Here is a 26,294-nt window from a genome sequence, read left to right on the forward strand (position 1 = left end):
GTCGACTAGGCTCTAAGCACTGCTTGATTGGCCTTGTGACGTCTTGTCGAATTTTTTGCCCGCGGGGGCGGGTGCTGCATCTTTTTCCTGTCACTCGTCGACTTTTCAAACAGAACCCTGGAGCCTGCCCACTGATTTGAGAGGTGCCCCATGAGTCTGCTGCTTGAACCCTTTACCCTTCGCCAACTGACCCTGCCCAACCGCATCGCCGTGTCGCCCATGTGCCAGTACTCCAGCGTCGATGGCCTGGCCAACGACTGGCATCTGGTGCACCTCGGCAGCCGTGCCGTGGGGGGCGCTGGCCTGGTATTCACCGAAGCCACGGCAATCACGGCCGACGGGCGGATCACCGCTGAAGACTTGGGCCTGTGGAACGACGAACAGATCGCACCGTTGCAACGCATCACCCGTTTCATCACCGCCCAAGGCGCAGTGGCCGGCATTCAACTGGCCCACGCCGGGCGCAAGGCCAGCACCCATCGGCCATGGATCGGCAAGCATGGCAGCGTGAAACCGGAGGATGGTGGCTGGACGCCGGTCGGGCCTTCGCCGATTGCCTTCGACCCACAACACACCCAACCGAAACAGCTGGATGAGAGTCAGATCGCCCAAGTCATTCAGGACTTCGTGGCCGCGGCCAAACGCGCGCTGACCGCTGGTTTCAGTGTGGTCGAGGTGCATGCGGCGCACGGTTATCTGTTGCACCAGTTTCTGTCGCCGCTGAGCAATCAGCGCCGCGACCAGTACGGTGGTTCGTTCGAAAATCGTATTCGTCTGGTGCTGCAAGTGACCGAAGCGGTGCGCGCCGTGTGGCCGGAAGAACTGCCGGTGTTTGTGCGCCTGTCGGCTACCGACTGGGTCGAGGACGGCTGGAACCCGGATGAAACCGTGGAGCTGGCGCGACGCCTGAAAGCCTTGGGGGCTGATTTGATCGATGTCTCATCGGGCGGCACGGCAGCCAACGCCGAAATCCCCGTGGGTCCGGGATATCAGACGCGCTTCGCCGAACGGGTGCGCAAGGAGTCAGGCATCGCCACCGGGACCGTGGGAATGATTACCGAGCCGGCCCAGGCCGAGCACATCCTGCGAACCTGTCAGGCCGACATCATCTTCCTTGCCCGTGAGCTGCTGCGTGATCCGTACTGGCCGCTGCACGCCGACGATGACCTGGGCGGCCGCAAAGCGGTGTGGCCGGCGCAGTATCAACGTGCGACCCATCGTGATCAGCCGATTCATGAGTCTGATCTGCGGGATTGATCCGGCCTGTCGCAGCGCCTATAAAACCCGCCATTGAAAAGGCGGGTTTTTTCTTGCCTATCGTTTGAAATGCAAAGGAATGGATCGCATGTTGATCGAACGAGAGTTGACGGAATCCGACTTGCCGCTGCTGGCGCTGATCGACCGCAGTGAACTGGTCGAGGAATGTTATCGCGTGGAAAACGGTGAGCTGGTTCTGTATCCGGCGCGTTTCGACATGCGCGGGTGGCCCGAAGGGGAGGCGGAGGAGAATGCGCGGATATTGGAAAAATGCTGGCGCAGTGGCGGTTGGCTACACGGGATTTTCGATGGCGAGACACTGGTGGCAGCGGTGGTTGTGGATAACCGGGTTATTCACAATCAGGGTCTGAACATGCGGCAGTTGAAGTTTCTGCACATCAGCCGTGCCTTGCGTGGGCAGGGGCTTGGCGGGCGATTGTTTGCCCTGGCCTGCGCCCATGGTCGGAGGATCGGCGCCGAGGCGCTGTATGTCTCGGCGACCGAGTCGCGCAATACCGTGGAGTTCTATCAGCGCCAGGGTTGCCGGTTGGTTGATCACCCGGATCCTGAGTTGTTTGATCAAGAGCCCAAAGACATTCATCTGTATTGCCCACTGACCTGACGCGGTGCCTTCCATCCGATGTTGAATATTCTGACGCTTTCGCGAGCAAGCCCGCTCCCACCCTGGCTCCGTGTCGGTCACACGCTGTGTGATCGAACCAGATCCAATGTGGGAGCGGGCTTGCTCGCGAAGAGGCCCGCGCTGGCGCCTCAAAACATCAAGGATACTTGCGCTTGTCCGGCGCTGGCGGGAAGTACTGGTACAACCAGGTCTCGCTCAGCGTGCGGTCATTGGTGCGTATGAACAGTCGCAGCTCAACCGGCTCCACGCTGTCATTGGTCGGGTACCAGTCGAACAGAATCCGGTAACCCTTGATGTCATCCAGCACCAGCACGCTGAAATCCTGCACCTTGCCGTTGGAGCAAGTCACCACCGGTTCGATCCCGGTGCCCTGCGGCAGGCGATCCAGGCCGCCACCGGTGAAGTCCACAGCAAAGCGACGGGCCCAGACCGGAGGGTAATGCTCGCCCGGTGCCCAGCCTTCGACGAATCCACCCATGCCCGAGCGAGTCGCATGCACCCGCGCCAGCGGCGTGCCGACCGGCGGCAGGGCGCTCCAGTAGAGCTTGTAGCCGTAGTTCAGCGAATCGCCGGCGGCTACCGGTTTCTTCGGCGTCCAGAACGCAACGATGTTGTCCAGGGTTTCGCCGGTTGTAGGAATTTCCAGCAGATCGATAGAGCCTTCGCCCCACGCGGTTGTAGGTTCTACCCACAGGCTCGGACGTTTGCTGTACCAGTCGACGGTGTCCTGATAGTTGGCGAATTCGTGGTCGGTCTGCACCAGACCGAACCCTTTCGGATCGGTGTCGGCGAAGGCGTTGAATTGCAGGGTCGCCGGGTTGTTCAGCGGGCGGCAGATCCACTCGCCGTTGCCGCGCCACATGGCCAGACGATCCGAGTCATGGATTTGCGGGTGAATGGTGTCGCACATCCGGCGCTCGTGGGTGCCGCAGCTGAACATGCTGGTCATCGGCGCGATGCCCAATTGTTCGATGGCGGCGCGGGCGTTGATGTGGGCGTCGACTTCCATTACCACGCGTTCGGCCTGGCAATCGATGTCGAAACGATAGGCACCGGTCGCGCTCGGCGAGTCGAGCAGGGCGTAGACCACAAAGCGGGTCGCGTTCTGACCCGGCGTCTCGAACCAGAACTTGGTGAAGTCAGGGAATTCTTCGCGTTTCTTGGCGTAGGTGTCCACGGCCAGGCCACGGGCGGAGAGGCCATATTGGCCAGTGGCATCCACCGCGCGGAAGTAGCTGGCGCCGAGGAACGACACCACGTCATGCCGATCCAGTTCCGGCGCCTTGAACAGCTTGAAACCGGCAAACCCCAGATCGCCCTTGAGCTGCTGGGTGTCGACCGAGGTGTTCTCATAGTTGAACAGCTGAGGGCGGAAATGCACCTCGCGGGCCGTGCGGGTCTTGGGATCGACGCTGTACATGCGCACCGGCTGACGGAAACCCATGCCGACGTGGAAGAACTGCACATCGAGCTGACCCTTGTTCTCCTTCCACAGCGAATGCTCGCCGTCGTAGCGGATCGCATTGAAGTTTTGCGGGGTCATGGTCGCCAGGGTCGGCGGCAGCACCTGTTTGGTGTCCTGATAAGCGCTGCCGGCCAGTTGTTTGGCCTGGCGCTTCAGCGTTTCGAAGTCGAAGGCCTGGGCTTCACCGTCGGCGGCACCGCCAGAGGCGGCCCAGGCGCGTGCGGCGAGCAGGCCGGAGGCGGAAAGGCCGGTGTAAGCCGCAATGGCCATGGACGCTTTGAGCAAATTCCTGCGGTGCATAAATACAACCTGTCGTGGACAATCCCGCGCCGTTCCTGGCACGTACTGGATCAGAAATTACGGTTCGGACAAGCCTTCGGCCAAACGCTACGGACTAGTAACAGATGCCCGCTAGCTTAATCGGTTCGCCGATTTTGCAAAATTCATTGATAGCACGGCGACAGCGTCTCAATGAAACAAGACGTTACGGTTATTTATCTCACAGACTTTTCTGATTTATAGGGCATATCTGCTTTTTTCGACTAATTACTCTAAAAACAGCTTTTCAGCGCCGATTTAATTTCTATTCTATGGGCATCGCCGGTCACGACCCATCCGACCGGCAGGGCTCAAATCGCTGCTTAAAGGAGCAGGGCGATGCGGTTTTCGAGAAATTTCTGACGTACTGGAAAAGGACATCGTCCATGACAAAAGGACAAGGCATCACCGAAATGTTAGGCATCTTTCCCTGCCTCTCCAACGTCCGGCGAAGACGCCGGCTCAGTCCCGACGAACTGAAACTGGTGGAGCGTTACCGGGAGTTGTCGGAGAGCGACCGGATTGCGATGCGGTATCTGGTGGATGCGATGAGGAGTGTTTCGCGGTTTTGAAACAGGAGGTTCACCGTGAAAGCCATTTGGCTTTCACGGTGGCCAGATCAATCAACTTACCCGCGTCAGCGTCGGCGATGCCGACATGGATTGCGTGCAGATGCTCGGCAACCGCACATTGTTTGACGAGTTTTTGCAGGTAGTCTTCAGCAAAATTCTCGTCACTCGGGATGATTTCTAGAATGGGCTGAAGTGCGGGGATGGCGTTGCGCATCAGTTAGGGACTCGCTCAGAAATGTGTCGAGGTTGATGGTGAACATTGAAGGGGCTGACTCTGGAGTCCGCCCCTTTTTTCATTGGGCCAAGTGAGGCCGTCAGCTACATGTCCCCGATACCTGATAGGGCTGCTGACCGAGCACCAACTCCGGCATATCACGCCATTTCACCCAAGCCTGTTGTTGCCAGTGCAACAGCGGCACGGTGACGCCTGCCCAATGCACCGAGCTCAGGCTTGGGCAGTTTTCCGCTGTTGCTGAGCTGGTTTCCCGCAGGATGGGAATCACCTCATTGCTCAGCCATTGCCGAAGGTTGCGGTTTTCCGGGATGAAATGGTGGACGAGCAGCGCGTACATGCCGGATTCGCTGACCATCGGTGTCTCGACAACTTTGCCGTACTTGCGCAGCCGAACGGTGCGGCGTTGGTCGGGGTCGAGTTTGAGCGTGACGCGTGGGTTCAAGGGATGGCCCATCATGCGGCCCAGATCTTGAGCACAGAACCAGGCTTGATGATCAAGCAGGAGGGCGTGGAGGAAGCGGTTGTGGCGGGTGAAAACCGTAGGGATAAAGTGCGTCTGGGTCTCTGGTGAATTTGGCGCGTGCATAGTCAATTTCTGCTCCATGTTGAAATGAGAGCCGCCACTAATCCTTCGACAGATTTGGGTGGCGAACCGTGCGGCGTTCGAAGTCGGAACATTCTCGATCAACATGGAAGCCGAGAGGCCCGCGCCACACGGTCCGCCATAACGCGAATCCGAAAGGCAAAAAAGCCTCGGTTTCTATGGAGGACGCAGTTGCGCCATGTTGATGATGTACCGGCTTCGACCCCGGGCCGCTGATTGGGCAGCGACGGGGTAAAGCCTATCGGTCAGGCGCTAGCGGCGCCAAGTCTACTCTGCCGACGCCATTCGTAGGAAAGGGGACTGAATGCTGAGGGTTCGGTCTGTAGGAAGCGAGTAACTGACGCTGAAAGAAATCAGCCCCGAAATTGTGATAAATCCGGGGCTGTTTTTCTTAGCGACTAACTTTCCAGGCATCCCCAGCCGGCGCCTTCCCATGGTCATACGGCTTGCCGATCCACATATAAACCAGTCCCAGACCAATCACGATCGCCGTGCTCAGCACCATCGCGTAGTTGATGTACCACGCGGCATCCGGGGTACGTGGCCAGGCCATGTTGATGATTGCGCCGACGCCATACACCAGCGCGCCGATGTTCACCGGCCAGCCCCACGCGCCGAGGGTGAATTTGCCGCTGGGTTTCCAGCCTTTGCTGCGGGCGTACAGGGCGGCGAGGACGATCATCTGGAATGCGAGGTAGATGCCGATGGCCGCGAAGCTGACGATGGTCGCCACGGCGTCTTGCAGGAAGAAGCCGAGGGCGATGATCAGGCCGGGCAGGACGCCGGACACGAACAGCGCCGCAACCGGCACCTGAGTCGTAGGAGAAATCTTTTTCAGCAGTCGGCTGCCGATGACCATTTCATCGCGAGCGTAGGAATACAGCAGACGACTCGCCGCAGCTTGCAAGCTGATGACGCAGGAGATGAAGGAAATCATCACCACGCCCATCACCACTTTCGAACCGACCGGGCCGAAGGCGTTGTTGAGGATGGTGGTGACCGGGTCCTTGTCGGTGCCGTTGATCACCGCTTGCATGTCCGGCACGGCGAGGATCAGCGCGAGGCAGGCGAACATCGCCGCGATGCCGCCGATGTAGATGGTCATGCGCATGGCCACCGGGATTTTCTTGCTCGGGTTCGGGGTTTCTTCGGCTACATCGCCGCAGGCTTCGAAGCCGTAGTAGAGGAACATCCCCGCCAGCGACGCGGTGAGGAAGGCCGGCAGATAGGACCCGTCGACGCTGATGTCGAAAGTGTTGAACAGCACGCTGATCGGCTGGTGGCGCTCGAAAATCAGCAGGTACACGCCGACGATCACCGCGCCCACCAGTTCGCAGAGGAAACCGAACATGGCGATCCGCGCCAGCACTTTGGTGCCGCTGAGGTTCACCAGGGTGGCGAACAGCGTCAGCACCAGGGCGATGACGATGTTGGTGTTGTTGCTCGGCTCAAAACCCAGCATGGCCGCGAGGTACGGGCCGGCGCCGACCGCAACGGCGGCGATGGTCACGCACAGGGCGATGGAGTAGATCCAGCCGACCATCCATGCCCATTTCTTGCCGACCAGGCGACGTGCCCAAGGATAAACGCCACCGGAAATCGGGAACTGCGACACCACTTCGCCGAAGATCAGGCACACCAGCAATTGACCGCAACCGACCAGCAAATAGGCCCAGAACATCGGCGGCCCGCCAGCGGCCAGGCACAGGCCGAACAGGGTATAAACCCCTACGACCGGTGACAGATAAGTGAAGCCCAGCGCGAAGTTTTCCCACAGGCTCATGCTGCGGTTGAAGTTGGAGGTGTAACCCAGTTGGCGCAGTTGTTCGGCATCGCTGTCGGCAACGGCGGCTGAGAGATCGGGTGATGCACTCATGTGTGTTTGCTCCGTGAAATCGGCAGATTTCGGATGGCCGAAACCGTGGCGGGGCCATGAAGACGCCGCCCGGATCGGTAGTTATTGTTTTGAATGCCTGGTGGTGCGTAATGCCGGTTTCCTTCCTGAAACCGAGGTGACGCCATCGCCAGCAGGCTGGCTCCCACGAGGACTGTATTGAATCTGTTGGAGCCAGCCTGCTGGCGATGCTTTTAGTGCTTGAACATCACATGCCGAACCGTGGTGTAGTCCTCCAGCCCGTACATGGACATGTCCTTGCCGTAGCCGGACAGTTTCTGACCGCCGTGGGGCATTTCGCTGACGAGCATGAAGTGCGTATTCACCCAAGTGCAGCCGTACTGCAACCGCGCAGACAGTCGATGCGCACGTCCGACATCCGCTGTCCACACCGAGGACGCCAGGCCGTAGTCCGAATCGTTGGCCCACTCCAGCGCCTGAGCCTCATCGGTGAACTTGGTCACCGACACCACCGGCCCGAACACTTCGCGGCGGACGATCTCATCGTCCTGTTGCGCGTCGGCCAAAACGGTCGGCTCGAAGAAGAAACCACTGCCTTCGACAGCCTTGCCGCCAGTGATCAAGCGAATGTGCGGTTGCGCCACGGCGCGTTCGACAAACCCGGCCACGCGGTCGCGATGCTGGGCGGTGATCAGCGGTCCCAGTTCGGTCGACGGATCATCCTGCAAGCCGTACTTGATGCTGCGAACCGCTGCACCGAGCTTCTCGACGAACTTGTCGTAGATACCTTGCTGGGCGTAGATCCGGCACGCGGCGGTGCAATCCTGGCCGGCGTTGTAGAAGCCGAAGGTGCGAATACCTTCGACCGCCGCATCAATGTCGGCGTCGTCGAAGATGATCACCGGGGCCTTGCCGCCCAGTTCCATGTGCATGCGTTTGACGCTGTCGGCGGTGCTGGAAATGATGTTCGAACCGGTGGCGATGGAGCCGGTCAGCGAGACCATGCGCACTTTCGGATGAGTTACCAACGGGCTGCCCACGCTCGGCCCACGACCGAACACCAGATTGAGTACACCGGCCGGGAAAATATCCGACGCCAGTTCGGCCAGACGCAACGCGGTCAGCGGGGTTTGTTCCGACGGCTTGAGCACCACGGTATTACCGGCGGCGAGGGCCGGGGCGATTTTCCAGGCGACCATCATCAGCGGGTAGTTCCACGGCGCGATGGAGGCGATTACGCCCACCGGGTCGCGGCGGATCATCGAGGTGTGGCCGGGCAGGTATTCGCCGCCGGCCGAACCGCTCATGCAACGGCTGGCGCCGGCGAAGAAACGGAACACATCGGCAATCGCCGGGATCTCGTCATTCAGCGCGGCGCTGTAGGGTTTGCCGCAGTTGTCCGATTCCAGTTTGGCCAACTCTTCGCCGTGGGCTTCGATGGCGTCGGCGAGTTTGAGCAGCAGCAGCGAACGGTCTTTCGGCGTGGTCTGCGACCATTCGGCGAAGGCACTGTCCGCAGCGCGGACGGCGGCATCGACCTGGGCCTCGGTGGCCTCGTTGATTTCCACCAGCACTTCGCCGCGCGCCGGGTTGAGCACCGGTTGCGCGGGGCCTTCGCCGTTGACCAGTTGGCCGTTGATCAAGAGTTTGGTTTGCATGTTGTTGTCCTCTTTCTACTGCAAATTCAGGGTGGGAAAGGTCAGGGAAATCATTTGCCGCCGCTGCCGGCCACGCTCTCGCCACCCCGGGTCAGGTAGTAGGCGCCGAGGATCGGCAGCATGGTCACCAGCATCACGAGCATCGCCACGACGTTGGTCACGGGTACGTCCCGTGGGCGGCTCAACTGGTTGAGCAACCACAGCGGCAAGGTGCGTTCATGGCCGGCGGTGAAGGTGGTGACGATGATTTCGTCGAACGACAGCGCAAACGCCAGCATGCCGCCGGCGAGCAACGCCGAGCCGAGGTTCGGCAGGATGATGTAGCGGAAGGTCTGCCAGCCGTCGGCGCCGAGGTCCATCGACGCCTCGATCAGACTGTGTGAGGTGCGGCGCAGACGGGCGATGACGTTGTTGTAGACGATCACCACGCAGAAGGTCGCGTGGCCGACGATGATGGTGAACATCCCCGGCTCGATCCCCAGCGTCTTGAAGGTCGCCAGCAGCGCGATCCCGGTGATGATCCCCGGCAATGCAATCGGCAGGATCAGCATCAGCGAAATGCCCTGTTTGCCGAAGAAGTCCCGGCGGTACAGCGCAGCGGAAGCGAGGGTGCCGAGCACCATGGCGATCAGCGTGGCGATGGCCGCGATCTGCAACGACAGCTTGATCGCTTCCAGCACGTCCGGCCGGGAAAATGCCACGCTGAACCAGTGCAGCGTGAAGCCTTTCGGTGGAAAGCTGAACGCCGCGTCTTCGGTGTTGAAGGCGTAGAGGAAGATGATCAGGATCGGGAAGTGCAGGAACACCAACCCGCCCCAGGCTGCGATTTTCAGCCCTATGGATGCTTTCTCAGAGTGCATCGAAGGCCCCCAGACGTTTGACGATGGACAGGTAAATGGCGATCAGCACGATCGGCACCAGCGTGAACGCTGCGGCCATCGGCATGTTGCCGATGGCGCCCTGTTGCGCGTAGACCATGCTGCCGACGAAGTAGCCAGGCGGGCCCACCAGCTGCGGCACGATGAAGTCGCCCAGGGTCAGCGAAAACGTGAAGATCGAACCGGCGGCAATCCCCGGAACCGACAGCGGCAGAATCACCTGCATGAAAGTCTGGCGCGGCTTGGCCCCGAGGTCGGCGGAGGCTTGCAGTAACGACGGCGGCAAGCGTTCCAGCGAGGCCTGGATCGGCAGGATCATGAACGGCAGCCAGATGTAGACGAACACCATGAACCGCCCCAGGTGCGAGGTCGACAAGGTGCTGCCACCGACCCCGGGAATCCCCAGGATGAACTGCAGCACCGGCTCCAGCCCCAAGTGCTGAACGAACCACTGCGCCACGCCGCCCTTGGCCAGCAGCAGCGTCCAGGCGTAGGCCTTGACGATGTAACTGGCCCACATCGGCATCATCACCGCGATGTAGAAAAACGCCTTGGTCTTGCCGGTGGTGTAGCGCGCCATGTAGTAGGCAATCGGGAACGCGACGATGGCGCTGGCGATCGAGACCACGATGGCCATGCTCAGGGTGCGCAAGATGATGTCGAAGTTCGACGGCTGAAACAGCGCAGCGAAGTTGGCCAGAGTCAGGTCGGGCGTCACCGCCATGGTGAAGTCATCGAAGGTGTAGAAACCTTGCCACAACAGCACCAGTAGCGAGCCCAGATAGATCGCGCCAAACCACAAAAGCGGCGGCACCAGCAGCATCGACAGATACAGGTTCGGCTTGCGATAGAGCAGGTTGGAAAACCTGCGCAACGGCGCCGATTGCGGGAGGGCGAGGGCGGTCATGTCACACCCCGCTCGCAACGGTGTCGTGCAGCGCAATCATCGCTTCCCGCGCCCAGCGTGCGCTGATGCGCTGACCGGTCTGGTGTTGCGCGCTGCTGTCGATCCACTGATTGTTGGCCTGGCTGATGCTCAGGGTCTGGCCGTTTTCCAGGGTCAGTTCATAGCGCGTGGCGCTGCCCTGATACTGGATGTCATGCAGCAGGCCGCTGACCTCAATCTCGTGGCTGGCCAAGGGGCCTTCTGCGAAGCGCACGTGTTCCGGGCGGATCGAAAACGGCTGCGGATGGCCGCTGAGCTGGCGCGCCAGATCGCCACGAATCACGTTCGAAGTGCCGACGAATTCGGCGACGAACGTCGTGGTCGGTTTCATGTACAGATTACGCGGGGTGTCGACCTGCTCGATGCGACCCTTGTTGAACACGGCCACGCGGTCGGACATCGACAGCGCTTCGGTCTGGTCGTGAGTGACGAAGATGAAGGTGATGCCGAGCTGGCGTTGCAGCTTCTTCAGTTCGCTCTGCATCTGTTCGCGCAGCTTCAGGTCGAGAGCGCCCAACGGCTCGTCGAGCAACAGCACGCGCGGGCGATTGACCAGCGCGCGGGCGAGGGCGACACGCTGGCGCTGACCGCCGGACAACTGCACCGGTTTACGCGCGCCGTAGCCGCCGAGGGCGACCATGTCCAACGCTTCTTCGGCGCGCTTGTGGCGTTCGGTCTTGCTCACGCCTTTGACTTTCAATCCGTAGGCGACGTTGTCCAGCACGTTCATGTGCGGGAACAGCGCGTAATCCTGAAACACCGTGTTGACGTCGCGCTGATAGGGCGGCAGACCGGCGGCTTCGGCGCCGTGAATGCGGATCGAGCCAGCGCTCGGTTGTTCGAACCCGGCGATCAGGCGCAGGCACGTGGTCTTGCCGGAACCTGAGGGGCCGAGCATGGAAAAGAACTCGCCGTCCTGGATATCGATGGACACCCGGTCAACGGCCTTCACCTCGCCGAACTGCCGGGAAACGTTGGTGAACTGGACTGCAAGCGTCATGGTGCGGTGCTCCGAAAAGACGAAGGCCGTCGCAGCGGCCCTGCCTGGACTTCTGACAAAACTGGATCGTTTGGCGGTGTATGCGATGGTTTTTGGCTAACTCATCTGGTCGATACGCCGCGATCTGCTTTTAGCTCCCTCTCCCTCCGGGAGAGGGCGGGGGGTGAGGGCAGCGGTTTCGGCCATTGCCCTGAAATTAAAAGCAAGATCAAAAGCCACCCCCTCATCGGCACGCCGCCCGCCCAGCCCTCTCCCCCAGGGGGGCGAGGGGGAAAGGGAGCAGACCGCGTTGTTCCAGGTTTTACCTACCGCCCATAATCGCAATGTAGTCCTGCGTCCACCGGCTATACGGCACAAACTTCCCACCCTCAGCCTGCGGTGTTTTCCAGAAAGCGATCTTGTCGAACTGATCAAACCCGTTGGTCTTGCACCCCTCGGCGCCGAGCAATTCACTGCCCTGGCAAGCCGCCGGAACCGCCGGCAACGAACCAAACCACGCCGCCACATCACCCTGGACTTTCGGCTGCAGCGACCAGTCCATCCATTTGTAGGCGCAGTTCGGGTGCTTGGCTTCGGCGTGTAGCATGGTGGTGTCGGCCCAGCCGGTGGCGCCTTCTTTCGGCACGGTCGAAGCGATCGGCTGTTTCTCGTTGATCAGGCCGTTGACCTGATACGGCCAGGCGCTCGACGCAACCACGCCTTCGTTCTTGAAGTCGCTCATCTGCACCGTGGTGTCATGCCAGTAGCGGTGGATCAGCTTCTGCTGGGCGCGCAACAGTTCCAGCACAGCCTTGTACTGATCTTCGGTGAGCTGGTACGGATCCTTGATCCCCAGCTCAGGCTTGGTGGATTTCAGGTACAGCGCCGCATCGGCGATGTAGATCGGGCCGTCGTAGGCTTGCACGCGGCCCTTGTTCGGCTTGCCGTCAGGCAGATTCTGCGCGTCGAACACCACGTTCCAGCTGGTCGGCGCGGTCTTGAACACGTTGGTGTTGTACATCAGCACGTTCGGGCCCCACTGGTACGGGGTGCCGTAGGTCTGGCTGTTGACCACGTACCATGGCGCGTCTTTCAGGCGCGGGTCGAGGGATTTCCAGTTCGGGATCAACGCGGTGTTGATCGGCTGCACACGCTTGCCGACGATCAAGCGCAACGAGGCATCGCCCGACGCGGTCACCAGGTCGTAACCGCCCTTGGCCATCAGGCTGACCATTTCGTCAGAGGTGGCGGCGGTTTTCACATTGACCTTGCAGCCGGTTTCCTTCTCGAAACCGGTCACCCAGTCGTAGGCCTTGTCGCTTTCACCGCGTTCGATGTAGCCGGGCCAGGCGACGATATCCAGCTGCCCTTCGCCGGCGCCGACGGCTTTCAGCGGCTCGGCGGCCTGCAGGCTGGCGCTGGCCAGCAGGGCCATGGTGATTGCACTGAGCAGTGCGGTCTTGTGCACGAACATGGTGAACCCTCTTCTTCAAATTATGGTCGGGGCAGTTGTGAACGCGGTGAAGCATGCCGTGGTCGGCTTGTTATTAGCGTAGTCAGAGATGCTGGCCGTGGCGGGCCATGATGTGCCGCACCACGCTGTAATCCTGTAGCGAATCGCTGGATAAGTCTTTGCCGTAACCGGAGCGTTTCAACCCGCCGTGGGGCATTTCGCTGACCAGCATGAAATGGCTGTTGATCCAGGTGCAGCCGTATTGCAGGCGTGCGGCGACCTGCATCGCCTTGTCCAGGTTCTGGGTCCACACCGATGAGGCGAGGCCGTATTCCGAGTCGTTGGCCCAGTCCACCGCTTGCGCGAGTTCGTCGAAGCGGGTCACGGTCACCACCGGGCCGAACACTTCGCGCTGGACGATTTCATCGCTCTGTTTGCAACCGGCCAGCAGGGTTGGTTGATAGAAGAACCCGGCGCCGGAATGCACCGCTGCGCCGGTCACCCGTTCGATGTGCGGCTGGCCGAGGGCGCGCTCGACAAAACTGGCCACGCGGTCGCGCTGACGGGTGCTGATCAGCGGGCCGATTTCGTTGTCGGCATCGCGTTTGCCAGCGAAGCGCAGGCTGCTGACCGCCGCGCCGAGTTCGGCCACCAACTTGTCGTGAATTCCGGCCTGGGCGTAGATCCGGCACGCGGCGGTGCAATCCTGCCCGGCGTTGTAATAGCCATAAGTGCGCACGCCTTCGACCACCGCTTTCAGATCCGCATCGTTACAAACGATCACCGGCGCCTTGCCACCGAGTTCGAGGTGCGTGCGTTTCAGGGTTTTGGCAGCGGCCTGGAGGATTTTCTGGCCGGTGACGATATCGCCGGTCAGCGACACCATCCGCACTTTCGGGTGGCCGACCAAGTGACTGCCGACGCCTTCGCCGCCACCGCAGACGATGTTGATTACCCCGCGCGGCAGGATCTCGGCCAGTGCCGGGGCCAATGCCAGAATCGACAGCGGCGTGTGCTCGGATGGCTTGAACACCAGCGTATTGCCGGCGGCGAGAGCCGGGGCGATCTTCCACGCGGCCATCATGATCGGGTAGTTCCACGGCGCAATCGAGGCGACGACGCCAATCGGATCGCGGCGCACCATGCTGGTGTAGCCGGGCACGTATTCGCCGCTGAGCTGGCCGGTCTGGCAGCGCACGGCGCCGGCGAAGAAGCGGAATACATCGACGGTGGCGGTCAAGTCGTCTTGCCGCGCCAGATGCAAAGGCTTGCCGCAGTTCAAGGCTTCGAGGCGGGCGAGGTGATCGGCGTGCTTTTCGACGGCGTTGGCGATTTCCAGCAGCAGGTTCGAGCGTTGTTGCGGGGTGGTGCGCGACCACTCGGCAAAGGCGCGGTGGGCGGCGAGGATGGCGGCTTCGACTTGCTCGGTGCTGGCCTCGGCGATCTGGGTCAGGACTTCGCCGGTGGCCGGGTTGAGGATCGGTTCGACAAAACCCTGGCCGGCGACCAGTTCGCCGTCGATCAGCAACGCGGTGTGCATGTGGGTCTGCGCGCCAGCCATTTTCCGTGATCTCTTTTCTTGTATGGCCATGTTGCTCCCTGTTCCGGGAGCCGACCGTCTTATCGATGCAGCAAGACTAGTGCGCGGCTCCGGGGTCGACAAATTCTAAATACTGAAGGTGGCATTCGATTAAATAGATGGCTTGCGTCCGCCGTGGGGCTGTTCGCGGGCAACGGTCAGGAAAGGATCGACCAGCGCGGGGCGGGCGGTGCCACGACGCCAGGCCAGACCGACGTCAAGGGTCTGGTTGAGATCGGCAATCGGCCGCGCTTCGATGATGTCGCCTTCGAGCGACCATGGGCGATACGTCATGTCCGGCTGGATCGAAACACCGAGGCCCGCCGCTACCAGGCTTCGCACTGCTTCGGTGGACGCGGTTCTGAGGGTGATTTTTGGTTGCAGTCCGGCGCCACGCCACAGACGTTGGGCGTTGCGATCCATTTCATCGACGTTCAGTTGAATCAACGGCTCCCGGGCGACATCGGCAAGGTTGATGCTGTCGTGTTCCAGCAGCGGGTGCTGGGCCGGCAGCCACAAACGGTGCGGCGAGTGGGTCAGCACTTCGGTCTGCAAGGCATGGCGGTCTTCGAGGTTGGAGAGGATCAGCACACCGACATCGATCTCGCCGCTGACCAGCAAATGCTCGATGTACGGCCGCTCGTCCTCCATCACCCGGATCTCGACATTGGGGTAGGCGCGCTGGAAACGGGTGAGCAAATCCGCCAGGTAATAACCGGCCACCAGACTGGTCACCCCGACGATCAACTGCCCGGCGACCTGATCGGTGCTTTGTTGCAGGCTGCGTTTGGCATTGTCCACGGTGGCCAGAATCAGGTGCGCCTGGCGCAGGAACTGGTGGCCCTGATGGGTCAGCGTCATGCCCTTGGCGTGGCGATTGAACAGGCTGACGCCGATTTCTTCCTCCAGTTGCTGGATGGCCAGGGTCAGGGTCGATTGGGAAATGAACGCGGTTTGCGCAGCGGCGGAGATCGAGCCGGTCTCGGCCACGGCGATGAAATGGCGGATCTGACGCAAGGTCATCATGGAAGGTTTACCCGGTGGGCGGTTTTTATAGATTGCCTCGAGTGTATATCTATTTTCGCGAAGGGCTGCCGTGGGCCAGGCAACATCTGGAAGCACACTCGCAACCAGGTGACGGGCACTTTCGAACTAGGCTGAGGGCCTTATTGATCCGGATAACCCCTGTTTGGAGACGGAACATGAACACCCGTGGATTGCTCGATCAACTCCTCAAGTCCGGCCAGGATCTGTTGCAGAACAAGGCGGGCGGGGCGCAGAACAAACCGGCTGCCGGTGGTTTGGGCGGCTTGCTGGGCGGATCTTCCAGTAACGGCGCACTCGGCGGCTTGCTGTCAGGCGCAGGCGGCGGTGCCCTGGCGGCCGGCGCCATGGGCCTGCTGCTGGGCAGCAAAAAGGCCCGCAAGGTTGGCGGCAAAGTCGCCCTCTACGGCGGCCTCGCCGCCCTGGGCGTGATCGCCTACAAAGCCTACGGCAACTGGAACGCCCAAAAAGGCACCGCCCCACAAAGCGAACCGCAAACCCTCGATCGCCTGCCACCGGCGCAAGTCGAACAACACAGCCAGGCCATCCTCAAAGCCTTGGTCGCCGCCGCCAAGGCCGACGGCCACATCGACGACCGCGAACGCCAACTGATCGAAGGTGAATTCACCAAACTCGACAACGATCAGGAACTCAAACACTGGCTCCACGCCGAACTCAACAAACCCCTCGACCCCACCGACGTCGCCCGCGCGGCAAGCACGCCGGAGATGGCCGCCGAGATGTACGTGGCGAGCGTGATGCTAGTGGATGAGGAGAACTTCATGGAGAAGAGCTATCTGGATGAACTGGCGCGGCAACTGAAGCTGGAGCCGGGGTTGAAGGTGGAGCTTGAGAAGCAGGTTCGTGTAGCTACCCAGTAAAACTGTTGTCAGCGATATCAGAACCCGCAATCCCGCACAGGATGGCGGGTTCTTTCGTTGCAGCAGCTGAAATGACCAATCCATCGCCCCTTTTTGCCATTGCGTCACTGGTACGCCACCCTCCGATTCCTTGAAAGTCCCAATCCAGAGCCCGTCGTGTTTTATGACCGGAAGGCCTGGGCGCGGCAAACCGTCTTATAAATGAAACACCGCCCTCAGCTATACTCCCCCGCATTTCGACCCGCCCCGAGGACTGACTGTGAAGAACTGGACGTTGCGCCAACGCATTTTGGCGAGCTTTGCGGTGATTATCGCCATCATGCTGTTGATGGTGGTCGTCTCGTATTCGCGGCTGCTGAAGATCGAAGCCAGTGAAAACAGCGTCCGTGACGACGCGATTCCCGGCGTCTATTACAGCTCGATGATTCGTGGCGCCTGGGTCGACAGTTATCTGCAAACACAGGAACTGCTGGGGCTCAAGGAAGGGCAGGGCATCAGCAGTGAAGATGCGGCCGATTACAAGGCTTTCGAATCCCGGCTTCAGGAACAGATGGCCAATTATCGTGGCACGGTGGTGACGGACGAGGACAAGCTCGAATTCGCGGCGTTCGAGAAGTATCACGATGCCTACCTGAAAATTCAGGATGCGGTGCTCGACTTGCACAAGCGCAATCTGGAAGCCGATGCGGTCAAGCTGTTCCACGAGCAATTGACTCCGACCTGGTACTCGGGCCGGATGAAGCTCAACGACATCATTGGCGAGAACAAGAAAGTCGCCGACAAGGCCATGGCCAACATTGATGAGGCCGTGGCGGCGGCCAAGGTCAGCATGTTCGTCTCACTGCTGGTGGCCGTGCTGGCCGCCGGTTTCTGCGGTCTGCTGCTGATGCGCGCGATCATGGCGCCGATGAACCGCATCGTGCAGATCCTCGACATCATGCGCACCGGCGATCTGAGCAGCCGCTTGAACCTCGACCGCAAGGACGAGTTCGGTGCCGTGGAAACCGGCTTCAACGACATGATGACCGAGCTCACCTCGCTGGTGTCCCAGGCCCAGCGCTCGTCGGTACAGGTCACCACCTCGGTGACCGAGATCGCCGCCACCTCCAAGCAGCAACAGGCGACCGCCACCGAAACCGCTGCGACCACCACTGAAATTGGCGCGACATCCCGCGAAATCGCGGCAACCTCTCGCGACCTTGTACGCACCATGACTGAAGTCTCCACCGCCGCCGATCAGGCCTCGGTGCTGGCCGGTTCCGGGCAACAAGGCCTGGCGCGGATGGAAGACACCATGCACTCGGTGATGGGCGCGGCGGATCTGGTGAACGCCAAACTGGCGATCCTCAACGAGAAGGCCGGCAACATCAATCAGGTGGTGGTGACCATCGTCAAGGTCGCCGACCAGACCAACCTGCTGTCCCTGAACGCCGCGATCGAAGCGGAGAAGGCCGGTGAATACGGTCGCGGTTTCGCCGTGGTCGCCACTGAAGTGCGGCGTCTGGCGGATCAGACTGCTGTCGCCACCTATGACATCGAACAGATGGTCCGCGAGATCCAGTCGGCGGTGTCCGCCGGGGTGATGGGCATGGACAAGTTCTCCGAGGAAGTGCGTCGCGGCATGGCTGAGGTGCAGCAAGTGGGCGAGCAACTGTCGCAGATCATCCATCAGGTGCAGGCGCTGGCGCCGCGGGTGTTGATGGTCAACGAAGGCATGCAGGCCCAGGCCACCGGCGCCGAGCAGATCAACCACGCGCTGGTGCAGCTGGGTGATGCCAGCAGCCAGACCGTCGAATCGTTGCGTCAGGCCAGTTTCGCCATCGACGAACTGAGCCAGGTGGCCGTGGGCCTGCGCAGCGGCGTTTCGCGATTCAAAGTCTGATGAGCGAAATCACCGCCAAACGCAGCGCTGCGCCGGTGGCGAAGCAGGCGTTGTTCCTGCTGTTTCGCATCGGCAGCGAACGCTACGCCTTGCGTGCCATGGAAGTGGCCGAAGTGCTGCCGCGCCTGCCGTTGAAGCCGATTGCCCGGGCGCCGCACTGGGTGGCGGGGGTGTTCGCCTACCGTGGCACAGTGGTGCCGGTGATCGACCTCAGTGCCCTGACCTTCGGCCATCCTGCGCAAGCGCGTACCAGCACGCGACTGGTGCTGGTGCATTACCGCGTGGATGACTCGCAACCCTCGCAATGGCTGGGCCTGATCCTCGAACAGGCCACCGATACCCTGCGCTGCAACCCGGCTGATTTCCAGCCGTACGGCCTCGACAATCGTCAGGCGCCGTACCTGGGCCCGGTGCGTGAGGATGCGCAGGGGCTGGTGCAGTGGGTGCGGGTCAACGACTTGCTGGACGAGTCGGTGCGCACGTTGCTGTTCCCGACACCGCCGCTGGATCCGGCGCGGCTTGAGGAGCAGCCATGAGCAGCGACCAGCGCTTCTTCGATTTCCTCAAGGAACGCATCGGCCTCGACGTCGCTTCGGTCGGGCCGGCGATCATCGAACGGGCCGTGCGCCAGCGCATCACCCTGTCGCAAACGGTGAATGCCGATGAGTACTGGCAGACCCTGCAAGGCTCGCGGGATGAACAGCAGGCGCTGATCGAAGCGGTGATCGTCCCCGAGACCTGGTTTTTCCGTTACCCGGAATCCTTCGCCACTCTGGGCAAACTGGCGCGCAAACGCCTGGGCGAATTGAACAATATGCGCGCGCTGCGCATCCTCAGCCTGCCGTGTTCCACGGGCGAAGAACCCTATTCGATTGCCATGGCGTTGCTCGATGCCGGCCTCAAGCCCCATCAGTTCAAGGTCGATGGCATGGACGTCAGCCCCTTGTCAGTGGACAAGGCGCGGCGGGCGCTGTACGGCAAGAACTCGTTTCGCGGCCAGGAACTGGACTTTCGCGAGCGGCATTTTTTCGCCGAGAACGAGGGCTTTCGGGTGAATGAAATCGTCCGCGAGCAGGTGCGCCTGCAGGTCGGCAACGTGCTCGATCCGTCATTGCTGGTCAACGAGCCGCCGTTCGATTTCGTGTTCTGCCGCAACCTGCTGATCTATTTCGATCAGCCGACCCAGCAGCAGGTGTTCGCCGTGCTCAAGCGCCTGACCCATGTCGATGGCGTGCTGTTTATCGGCCCGGCCGAGGGCAGTCTGCTTGGGCGGTTGGGCATGCGTTCGATCGGGATTCCACAGTCCTTTGCCTTCAGCCGTCACAGCGACCCACAACCCGAACCGTTACCGATGCCGACCGCGATTGCGCTGCCGTTGCCTGCGCGCCAACCGCTGCGCAGCACGCCACCGCCGCCGGTGCGCAACCGTCCGTTTGCTGGCGTGACGCCTTTGCCGGCGACGGCTAAAAGCACCAACCCCGAAGCGGCGACCTTGCTGGCCAACATCGCCGCCCTGGCCAACGAAGGCAAAAGCGCCGAAGCCCGGGCCGCGTGCGAGCAGTATTTGCGCAGCCATGAGCCGGTGGCCCAGGTGTTTTACTGGCTCGGCCTGCTCAGCGATGTCGCCGGCAGCGCCTTCGAAGCCCAGGGCTTTTACCGCAAAGCGTTGTACCTCGAGCCGCAACACCCCGAAGCCTTGATGCACCTGGCCGCGCTGTTGCAGGCCCAGGGCGACACGGCCGGCGCCAGACGATTGCAGGAGCGCGCCGCCCGCAGCGACCGCACCGCCGACAGTGAGCGTAAACGATGATCCCGTCCGACACCTTGAACGTCACCCACGAAGACGCCCGGGCCATCGACGATTGCTGGAACCGCATCGGCATCCATGGCGACAAGTCCTGCCCGCTGCTGGACGAGCACATCCATTGCCGCAATTGCTCGGTGTATTCCGCCGCCGCCACACGCCTGCTCGACCGCTATGCGTTGCAGCAGGACGAGCGCGATCCGGTGGCAACCCAGGTCGAAACCGAGCTGAAGACCCGGTCGTTGCTGATGTTCCGCCTCGGCGAAGAATGGCTCGGCCTGGCAACGCGCAGTCTGGTGGAGGTCGCGCCATTGCAGGCGATTCACTCGCTGCCGCACCAGCGCTCCCGGGCCTTGCTTGGCGTGGCGAACGTGCGCGGTGCGCTGGTGGCGTGCCTGTCGCTGGTTGAACTGCTCGACCTCGACAGCAACGCGGCCCCGGCGACCGGCGCGCGGATCATGCCGCGCATGCTGATCATCTCGGCCCAGGGCGGGCCGGTGGTGGTGCCGGTGGACGAAGTCGACGGGATTCACGCCATCGACGAGCGAATCCTCGATGCCGCCTCACGCTCCGGTGCGCAAGCCAGCGCCAAATACACCCGAGGCGTGTTGCCTTTCAAAGGTCGCAGCCTGCGTTGGCTGGATGAAGAACAGTTGCTGTCCGCCGTGTCCCGGAGCCTCACATGACCCCCGAGCAAATGCGCGACGCCTCCTTGCTCGAGCTGTTCAGCCTCGAAGCCGAAGCCCAGACCCAGGTGCTCAGCGCCGGGCTGCTGGCGTTGGAGCGCAACCCGACCCAGGCCGATCAGCTCGAGTCGTGCATGCGTGCGGCGCACTCCTTGAAAGGCGCGGCGCGGATCGTCGGCATCGACAGCGGCGTCAGCGTCGCCCACGTGATGGAAGATTGTCTGGTCAGTGCGCAGGAAGGACGGTTGTTCCTGCGTCCGGAACATATCGACGCGCTGTTGCAGGGCACCGACTTGCTGATGCGCATTGCCACCCCGGCCAGCGCCCCCCAACCGGCGGACATCGAGGCTTATGTGGCGTTGATGGGCGGATTGCTCGATCCGACGACGCCGCCACTAGTGCCCGCCGCTGCGAGTGCGCCGCTGATGGCCGAGTTGCAGCTTCAGCCACCGTCGGTGGCGGAGCCTGCGCCGGTTGAAATCCCGGTCGAGGTTGCCGAACCGGAACCCGCGCCGCGCAAGAGCAAACGCGCCACCGAAGGTGGCGAGCGGGTGCTGCGGGTCACCGCCGAACGTCTGAACAGCCTGCTCGACCTGTCGAGCAAATCCCTGGTGGAAACCCAGCGCCTCAAGCCGCACCTGGCCACGATGCAGCGCCTCAAGCGCATGCAGAGCAATGGTCTGCGGGCACTGGAGAGTCTCAATGTGCACCTCAAGGAACATGCCCTGAGCCTTGAAGCTCAGGAAGCGCTGGAGGATGCGCGGCGTTTGCTCGCCGAATCCCAGCAACTGCTGGCAGAAAAAAACGCCGAACTCGACGAGTTTGCCTGGCAGGCCAGCCAGCGCGCGCAAGTGCTTTACGACACCGCACTGGCCTGCCGCATGCGGCCGTTCGCCGATGTGCTGTCCGGGCAGGTGCGGATGGTCCGCGACCTTGGTCGCAGCCTCGGCAAACAGGTGCGGCTGGAGATCGAGGGCGAGAAGACCCAGGTCGACCGCGATGTGCTGGAAAAACTCGAAGCTCCGCTGACGCACCTGCTGCGCAATGCGGTCGATCACGGCATCGAAACCCCACAGGAACGCCTGCTCAAGGGCAAGTCGGAGGAAGGCCTGATCCGTCTGCGCGCCTCGCATCAGGCCGGTTTGCTGGTACTGGAACTGAGCGATGACGGCAACGGCGTGGATCTGGAAAAGGTCCGGCGCAGCATCGTCGAACGCCAGTTGTCGCCCGCGGAAACCGCCGCCCAGTTGAGCGAAGAAGAACTGCTGACCTTCCTGTTTCTGCCGGGTTTCAGCCTGCGCGACAAGGTCACCGAAGTCTCCGGTCGTGGCGTCGGCCTCGATGCCGTGCAGCACATGGTCCGCCAGTTGCGCGGCGCGGTGGTGCTGGAGCAGACGGCGGGCGAGGGCAGCCGTTTCCATCTGGAGGTGCCGCTGACCCTGTCGGTGGTGCGCAGCCTGGTGGTGGAAGTCGGCGACGAGGCCTACGCTTTCCCGCTGGCGCACATCGAGCGCATGTGCGACCTGGCGCCGGAGGACATCGTGCAGGTCGAAGGGCGCCAGCATTTCTGGCACGAGGGCCGACATGTCGGGCTCGTCGCGGCCAGTCAGTTATTGCAACGTCCGGCCAGTCAGAACAGCGGCGATACGCTGAAAGTCGTGGTCATCCGCGAGCGCGATGCGATCTACGGCGTGGCGGTCGAGCGCTTCATTGGCGAGCGCACGCTGGTGGTGCTGCCGCTGGACGAGCGGCTGGGCAAGGTGCAGGACATTTCCGCCGGGGCCTTGCTCGACGATGGCTCGGTGGTGCTGATCGTCGACGTCGAAGACATGCTGCGGTCGGTGGACAAACTGCTCAACACCGGGCGTCTGGAGCGCATTGCCCGCCACGGCCATCAGGCGGCAGAAGCCGCGCGCAAGCGGATTCTTGTGGTCGACGACTCGCTGACCGTGCGCGAACTGCAACGCAAGCTGCTGCTCAATCGCGGCTACGACGTCGCTGTTGCGGTGGACGGCATGGACGGCTGGAACGCCCTGCGCTCCGAGGATTTCGATCTGCTGATCACCGACATCGACATGCCGCGTATGGACGGCATCGAGCTGGTCTCGCTGCTGCGCCGCGACAACCGTCTGCAATCGCTGCCGGTGATGGTGGTGTCCTACAAGGATCGCGAGGAAGACCGCCGCCGTGGACTGGACGCCGGGGCCGACTATTATCTGGCCAAGGCCAGTTTTCATGACGACGCCCTGCTCGACGCAGTGGTTGAGCTCATCGGAGGAGCGCGGGCATGAAGATCGCAATCGTCAACGACATGCCTCTGGCGGTGGAGGCCCTGCGTCGCGCGCTGGCCTTCGAGCCGGCGCATCAGGTGCTGTGGGTCGCCAACAACGGCGCCGAAGCGGTGCGTCTGTGCGCGGAAAACACCCCGGACCTGATCCTGATGGACCTGATCATGCCGGTGATGGATGGCGTCGAGGCCACCCGGCGGATCATGGCCGAGAGCCCGTGTGCGATCGTCATCGTCACTGTGGACCGCCAACAGAACGTGCACCGGGTGTTCGAGGCCATGGGCCATGGCGCGCTGGACGTGGTCGACACCCCGGCCATCGGCGGTGGCAATCCTCAGGAAGCGGCGGCGCCGCTGCTGCGCAAAATCCTCAACATCGGCTGGCTGATCGGCGAGAAAACCGCCCGCTCGCGCCCGGCACCTGCGACACCGCGCAGTGCCGCCTCGCGCCAGCGACTGGTGGCAATCGGCTCTTCGGCCGGTGGCCCGGCGGCGCTGGAAGTCTTGCTCAAGGGCCTGCCGCGCCACTTTTCGGCGGCCATCGTGCTGGTGCAGCATGTTGATCAGGTATTCGCCGCCGGCATGGCCGAATGGCTGGCCAGCGCCAGCGGCCTGGACGTGCGTCTGGCCCGCGAAGGCGAACCGCCGCAGGCCGGCGCGGTGCTGCTGGCCGGCACCAACCACCATATTCGTTTGCTCAAGAACGGCACGCTGGCCTACACCGCCGAGCCGGTCAACGAGATCTACCGCCCCTCGATCGACGTGTTTTTCGAAAGCGTCGCCAATTACTGGAACGGTGACGCAGTAGGGGTTTTATTGACAGGGATGGGACGCGACGGGGCGCAAGGGCTTAAGCTCATGCGCCAACAGGGTTACCTGACCATCGCGCAGGATCAGCAAAGCAGTGCGGTGTACGGCATGCCCAAGGCCGCAGCGGCCATCGACGCGGCCGTAGAAATCCGTCCACTGGAAAAGATAGCGCCACGATTGCTGGAGATATTCCCCAAATGAATACGTCCATCGGCAATCCTGGCCCCCGCAGCACTCAGGTGACCGCCCATGAATGACTTACAGATCGATGACATCAAAACCGACGAGAACGCCGCCATGGTGTTGTTGGTGGACGATCAGGCGATGATCGGCGAGGCCGTGCGCCGTGGGCTGTCGAATGAAGAGAACATCGACTTCCACTTCTGCTCCGACCCGCATCTTGCCGTGGCCCATGCGGTGCGGATCAAGCCGACCGTGATCCTGCAGGATCTGGTGATGCCGGGCCTCGACGGTCTGAGCCTGGTGCGCGAATACCGCAATCACCCGGCGACCAAGGACATTCCGATCATCGTCCTGTCGACCAAGGAAGACCCGCTGATCAAAAGCGCGGCGTTCTCCGCCGGGGCCAACGATTACCTGGTGAAACTGCCGGACAACATCGAGCTGGTGGCGCGGATCCGCTATCACTCGCGGTCCTACATGACGTTGCTGCAACGGGACGCGGCCTACCGCGCGTTGCGGGTCAGCCAGCAGCAATTGCTCGACACCAACCTCGTCCTGCAGCGGCTGATGAACTCCGACGGCCTGACCGGGCTGTCCAACCGCCGGCACTTCGACGAATACCTGGAGCTGGAATGGCGCCGCTCGTTGCGCGACCAGAGCCAGTTGTCGTTGCTGATGATCGACGTCGATTACTTCAAGTCCTACAACGATACCTTCGGCCACGTCGAAGGCGACGAGGCCTTGCGCAAGGTCGCCACGGCAATCCGCGAGGCCAGCGCCCGGCCGTCCGATCTGCCGGCGCGTTATGGCGGCGAAGAATTTGCGCTGGTGCTGCCCAACACCTCGCCGGGCGGGGCCCGACTGGTGGCGGAGAAGCTGCGCCAGACGGTCGCGGCGCTGAAGATTCCGCACAATGCCCCGGCCGAAGGGGCGAGCCTGACCATCAGCATCGGTCTGGCGACCATGGTGCCGGAGTCGGGCAGCGACTGCCGGTTGCTGATCTCGGCGGCGGATCGTGGCCTGTACCTGGCCAAGAACAACGGGCGCAATCAGGTGGGGATCGAATGAACCATCGGGTTCATTCGCCTCAAGAGCCGCCGGACGGGCTGCCGTGACAGCTTGATTACGTTATACTCGCCGGCTTTCAAAAGTTCGCCAACGAGTGCTGCCCGTCATGGAAATCAACCCGATCCTGAACACCATCAAGGACCTGTCCGAGCGCTCCGAAACTATTCGGGGGTATCTTTGACTACGATCAAAAGCATGAGCGTCTGATCGAAGTCAATCGCGAGCTTGAAGATCCTGCCGTCTGGAACAAACCTGAATACGCCCAGGAACTGGGCCGCGAGCGCGCTGCGCTGGCGCAGATCGTCGATACCCTCGACGAACTGAACGGTGGCCTGGCCGATTGCCGCGAGCTGCTGGACATGGCCGTTGAAGAGAACGACGAGGGCGCGGTCAACGACGTCGTCGAAGTCCTTCAAGGTCTCGAGGAGTCCCTGTCCAAGCTCGAATTCCGCCGTATGTTCAGCCACGAGATGGACCCGAACAACGCCTACCTGGACATCCAGGCCGGTTCCGGCGGCACCGAAGCCCAGGACTGGGCCAACATCCTGCTGCGCATGTACCTGCGCTGGGCCGACAAGCGCGGTTTCGACGCGACCATCATGGAGCTGTCGGCCGGTGAAGTCGCCGGGATCAAGGGTGCGACCGTGCACATCAAGGGCGAATACGCCTTTGGCTGGCTGCGTACCGAGATCGGCGTGCACCGTCTGGTGCGCAAGAGCCCGTTCGACTCCGGCAACCGTCGCCACACCTCGTTCTCCGCAGTTTTCGTCTCGCCAGAGATCGACGACAAGGTGGAAATCGAAATCAACCCGGCAGACCTGCGGATCGACACCTATCGTTCCTCCGGTGCCGGTGGTCAGCACGTAAACACCACCGACTCGGCCGTACGTATCACCCACGTACCGACCAACACCGTGGTGAGCTGTCAGAACGAACGTTCCCAGCACGCCAACAAGGACACCGCCATGAAAATGCTGCGGGCCAAGTTGTACGAGCAGGAAATGCAGAAGCGCAACGCCGCGTCCCAGGCCCTGGAAGACACCAAGTCGGATATCGGCTGGGGTCACCAGATCCGTTCGTACGTGCTCGATGCGTCGCGGATCAAGGATCTGCGCACCAACATCGAACGCAGTGACTGCGACAAGGTACTCGACGGCGACATCGACGAATACCTGGAAGCCAGCCTGAAATCGGGGCTGTAAGCTTT

At 61.9% G+C, this 26,294-nt stretch carries 23 protein-coding genes; 12 read left to right on the forward strand and 11 right to left on the reverse strand.

The window, feature by feature from the left end; translation table 11 throughout:
- The first annotated feature begins 150 nt into the window (after window positions 1–150).
- Window positions 151–1,257, forward strand: a complete 1,107-nt coding sequence (locus tag CAF76_RS15850; protein ID WP_064593650.1) for an NADH:flavin oxidoreductase/NADH oxidase — start codon at window positions 151–153, stop codon at window positions 1,255–1,257.
- A gap of 88 nt (window positions 1,258–1,345) precedes the next feature.
- Window positions 1,346–1,879 (forward strand): GNAT family N-acetyltransferase, encoded by a 534-nt coding sequence (locus tag CAF76_RS15855; protein WP_085647765.1) that lies wholly within the window; start codon window positions 1,346–1,348, stop codon window positions 1,877–1,879.
- A gap of 157 nt (window positions 1,880–2,036) precedes the next feature.
- On the opposite strand, the gene CAF76_RS15860 is transcribed toward CAF76_RS15855, so the two are convergent.
- Window positions 2,037–3,665 (reverse strand): glucan biosynthesis protein D, encoded by a 1,629-nt coding sequence (locus CAF76_RS15860; RefSeq protein ID WP_085647766.1) that lies wholly within the window; start codon window positions 3,663–3,665, stop codon window positions 2,037–2,039.
- A 404-nt stretch (window positions 3,666–4,069) separates the two neighbouring features.
- Here CAF76_RS15860 and CAF76_RS15865 point away from each other — a divergent pair, with 404 nt between their 5' ends.
- Window positions 4,070–4,255 (forward strand): hypothetical protein, encoded by a 186-nt coding sequence (locus tag CAF76_RS15865; protein ID WP_085647767.1) that lies wholly within the window; start codon window positions 4,070–4,072, stop codon window positions 4,253–4,255.
- Window positions 4,256–4,265: 10 nt separating this feature from the next.
- On the opposite strand, the gene CAF76_RS15870 is transcribed toward CAF76_RS15865, so the two are convergent.
- The 10 genes from CAF76_RS15870 to CAF76_RS15915 all read right to left on the reverse strand — a co-directional run bounded on the left by CAF76_RS15870 (window position 4,266) and on the right by CAF76_RS15915 (window position 15,468).
- Window positions 4,266–4,469: a hypothetical protein gene (locus tag CAF76_RS15870; RefSeq protein WP_085611443.1), complete on the reverse strand. Its 204-nt coding sequence runs from the start codon at window positions 4,467–4,469 to the stop codon at window positions 4,266–4,268.
- 100 nt (window positions 4,470–4,569) lie between these two features.
- Entirely contained in the window at window positions 4,570–5,076 is a 507-nt protein-coding gene (locus tag CAF76_RS15875; protein ID WP_085647879.1) for a Bro-N domain-containing protein, read from the reverse strand.
- 409 nt (window positions 5,077–5,485) lie between these two features.
- Window positions 5,486–6,970 (reverse strand): APC family permease, encoded by a 1,485-nt coding sequence (locus CAF76_RS15880; RefSeq protein ID WP_085647768.1) that lies wholly within the window; start codon window positions 6,968–6,970, stop codon window positions 5,486–5,488.
- Between the two features lie 212 nt (window positions 6,971–7,182).
- The gene (locus tag CAF76_RS15885; protein ID WP_085647769.1) at window positions 7,183–8,607 is read right to left on the reverse strand and encodes a gamma-aminobutyraldehyde dehydrogenase; all 1,425 of its coding nucleotides are present in this window, start codon (window positions 8,605–8,607) and stop codon (window positions 7,183–7,185) included.
- 50 nt (window positions 8,608–8,657) lie between these two features.
- On the reverse strand, window positions 8,658–9,467 hold the full coding sequence (locus CAF76_RS15890; protein ID WP_085647770.1) for an ABC transporter permease: 810 nt from the start codon (window positions 9,465–9,467) through the stop codon (window positions 8,658–8,660).
- Window positions 9,457–10,392, reverse strand: coding sequence for an ABC transporter permease (locus CAF76_RS15895; RefSeq protein WP_085647771.1), 936 nt, complete (start codon window positions 10,390–10,392; stop codon window positions 9,457–9,459). The genes CAF76_RS15890 and CAF76_RS15895 overlap by 11 nt, the downstream gene beginning before the upstream one ends.
- A 1-nt stretch (window position 10,393) precedes the next feature.
- Window positions 10,394–11,431, reverse strand: coding sequence for an ABC transporter ATP-binding protein (locus CAF76_RS15900; RefSeq protein ID WP_085647772.1), 1,038 nt, complete (start codon window positions 11,429–11,431; stop codon window positions 10,394–10,396).
- A gap of 301 nt (window positions 11,432–11,732) precedes the next feature.
- On the reverse strand, window positions 11,733–12,884 hold the full coding sequence (gene ydcS / locus CAF76_RS15905; protein WP_039769598.1) for a putative ABC transporter substrate-binding protein YdcS: 1,152 nt from the start codon (window positions 12,882–12,884) through the stop codon (window positions 11,733–11,735).
- A gap of 82 nt (window positions 12,885–12,966) precedes the next feature.
- Window positions 12,967–14,454, reverse strand: coding sequence for a gamma-aminobutyraldehyde dehydrogenase (locus CAF76_RS15910; protein ID WP_064593679.1), 1,488 nt, complete (start codon window positions 14,452–14,454; stop codon window positions 12,967–12,969).
- A 99-nt stretch (window positions 14,455–14,553) separates the two neighbouring features.
- Window positions 14,554–15,468, reverse strand: a complete 915-nt coding sequence (locus tag CAF76_RS15915) for a LysR family transcriptional regulator (RefSeq protein WP_007954670.1) — start codon at window positions 15,466–15,468, stop codon at window positions 14,554–14,556.
- Window positions 15,469–15,644: 176 nt separating this feature from the next.
- Between CAF76_RS15915 and CAF76_RS15920 the strand changes: the two genes are divergently transcribed.
- From CAF76_RS15920 to prfB, 9 genes are all read left to right on the forward strand, one after another.
- Complete coding sequence (locus tag CAF76_RS15920) at window positions 15,645–16,367, forward strand: tellurite resistance TerB family protein (protein WP_011332638.1); 723 nt, start codon at window positions 15,645–15,647, stop codon at window positions 16,365–16,367.
- A gap of 259 nt (window positions 16,368–16,626) precedes the next feature.
- Window positions 16,627–18,249, forward strand: a complete 1,623-nt coding sequence (locus CAF76_RS15925; RefSeq protein ID WP_074691247.1) for a methyl-accepting chemotaxis protein — start codon at window positions 16,627–16,629, stop codon at window positions 18,247–18,249.
- Window positions 18,249–18,785 (forward strand): chemotaxis protein CheW, encoded by a 537-nt coding sequence (locus CAF76_RS15930; protein WP_085647773.1) that lies wholly within the window; start codon window positions 18,249–18,251, stop codon window positions 18,783–18,785. The genes CAF76_RS15925 and CAF76_RS15930 overlap by 1 nt, the downstream gene beginning before the upstream one ends.
- Window positions 18,782–20,059: a protein-glutamate O-methyltransferase CheR gene (locus CAF76_RS15935; RefSeq protein ID WP_085647774.1), complete on the forward strand. Its 1,278-nt coding sequence runs from the start codon at window positions 18,782–18,784 to the stop codon at window positions 20,057–20,059. The genes CAF76_RS15930 and CAF76_RS15935 overlap by 4 nt, the downstream gene beginning before the upstream one ends.
- Complete coding sequence (locus tag CAF76_RS15940) at window positions 20,056–20,739, forward strand: chemotaxis protein CheW (RefSeq protein ID WP_007954679.1); 684 nt, start codon at window positions 20,056–20,058, stop codon at window positions 20,737–20,739. Before CAF76_RS15935 ends, CAF76_RS15940 begins: the two co-directional genes overlap by 4 nt.
- Window positions 20,736–23,030, forward strand: a complete 2,295-nt coding sequence (locus tag CAF76_RS15945; RefSeq protein WP_085647775.1) for a hybrid sensor histidine kinase/response regulator — start codon at window positions 20,736–20,738, stop codon at window positions 23,028–23,030. The genes CAF76_RS15940 and CAF76_RS15945 overlap by 4 nt, the downstream gene beginning before the upstream one ends.
- Entirely contained in the window at window positions 23,027–24,037 is a 1,011-nt protein-coding gene (locus CAF76_RS15950) for a chemotaxis response regulator protein-glutamate methylesterase (protein WP_085647776.1), read from the forward strand. The genes CAF76_RS15945 and CAF76_RS15950 overlap by 4 nt, the downstream gene beginning before the upstream one ends.
- Before the next feature lie 48 nt (window positions 24,038–24,085).
- Entirely contained in the window at window positions 24,086–25,087 is a 1,002-nt protein-coding gene (locus CAF76_RS15955) for a PleD family two-component system response regulator (RefSeq protein ID WP_085647777.1), read from the forward strand.
- Window positions 25,088–25,193: 106 nt separating this feature from the next.
- A protein-coding gene (gene prfB / locus CAF76_RS28475; protein ID WP_102621447.1) for a peptide chain release factor 2 occupies window positions 25,194–26,289 on the forward strand; the annotation gives its coding sequence in 2 pieces (ribosomal slippage) (window positions 25,194–25,265 and window positions 25,267–26,289; 1,095 coding nt in all).
- Window positions 26,290–26,294 lie beyond the last annotated feature (5 nt).

Origin of the sequence: Pseudomonas sp. B40(2017) (genome assembly GCF_002112855.1) — a bacterium.
In the GTDB taxonomy this organism is placed as follows: domain Bacteria; phylum Pseudomonadota; class Gammaproteobacteria; order Pseudomonadales; family Pseudomonadaceae; genus Aquipseudomonas; species Aquipseudomonas pharyngis.